At 64.7% G+C, this 1,209-nt stretch carries 1 protein-coding gene and 1 other annotated feature; the gene reads left to right on the forward strand.

Translation table 11 applies throughout. The annotated features are described in order from the left end of the window. Window positions 1-1,209, forward strand: a protein-coding gene (locus tag ACFFGN_RS36045) for an IS3 family transposase (protein ID WP_380057770.1) whose coding sequence is annotated in 2 segments (ribosomal slippage) — window positions 1-274 and window positions 274-1,209 — 1,210 coding nt annotated over the 2 segments. Because the reading frame shifts where the segments join, the coding sequence is not laid out codon by codon here. This gene is flagged as partial in the annotation. Next, window positions 270-401: a sequence feature (AL1L pseudoknot), on the forward strand. Its footprint overlaps the gene before it by 132 nt.

Raw genomic sequence — 1,209 nt, forward strand, 5'->3', positions numbered from 1 at the left:
CCGTCGTCGTATTCGCCCGAGCTGCGTGAGCGCGCGGTCCGGATGGTTGTTGAGTCCAAGGCTGACTATGGCTCGGAGTTCGAGGCGATCAAGTCGGTCGCTGAGAAGCTGGGGATCGGGTCGCCGGAGACGCTGCGTAAGTGGGTTCGCCGGGCCGAGATCGATGCCGGTCAGCGACCGGGGGTGACGACGGAGGAGTCGGATCAGCTGAAGGCGCTGAAGCGTGAGGTTGCCGAGTTGCGGCGGGCGAACGAGATCTTGAAGTCGGCAGCGACTTTCTTCGCGGCGGAGCTCGACCGCCCACAGAAGTGATCGTCGCGTTCATCAACGATCACAAAGACCGGTTCGGGGTCGAGCCGATCTGCCGCGTGCTGTCCGGGCATGGCTGCAAGATCGCCCCCTCCACCTACTACGACAACCGCAATCGTCAACCCAGTAAGAAGAAACTCCGCGATGCCGCGTTGATCGAGGTGATCGAGAAGGTCCGCGCCGAGGTCCGGTTCGTGCAGCTTTTCGGAGCCGGCAAACTGTGGCTGCACCTGCGCGGCCTGGGCCACGACGTGGCCCGGTGCACGGTGGAACGGCTCATGACCCAGATGGGCATCAGCGGGGCAGTCCGCGGCAAGAAACCACGCACCACGATCCCCGACGAGAAAGCGAACCGGCCCGCCGACCGGGTCGACCGCCGCTTCGTCGCCTCAGCACCGAACCGGCTCTGGGTCGCCGACTTCACCTACGTCACCACCAGGGCCGGCACGGTCTACGTCGCGTTCATCATCGACGTGTTCTCCCGCCGGATTATCGGCTGGAAAGCAGCCACCACCATGACCACCCCGCTGGTCCTGGACGCCCTCGACATGGCCGTATGGACCCGCCGAAGCGAAGGCGTCACCGACCTGACCGGACTGGTGCACCACAACGACGCCGGCTCGCAATACACCTCGATCACCTTCACCCAGGCCCTGACCGACGCCGGCATCGACGCCTCGGTCGGATCCGTCGGCGACGCCTACGACAACGCCCTGGCCGAGACCCACATGGGCCTGTTCAAGTCTGAACTGATCCACCCCTACGGCCCCTGGAAAGGCCTCCACGACGTCGAAACCGCCACCTTGGACTGGACCCACTGGTTCAACACCGCCCGGCCCCACGAGTCCATCCAAGACCTCACACCACTCCAAGCCGAGCACACTCACTACACTCACCAAA

Source organism: Kribbella deserti (assembly GCF_042434725.1).
Lineage (GTDB): Bacteria > Actinomycetota > Actinomycetes > Propionibacteriales > Kribbellaceae > Kribbella > Kribbella deserti.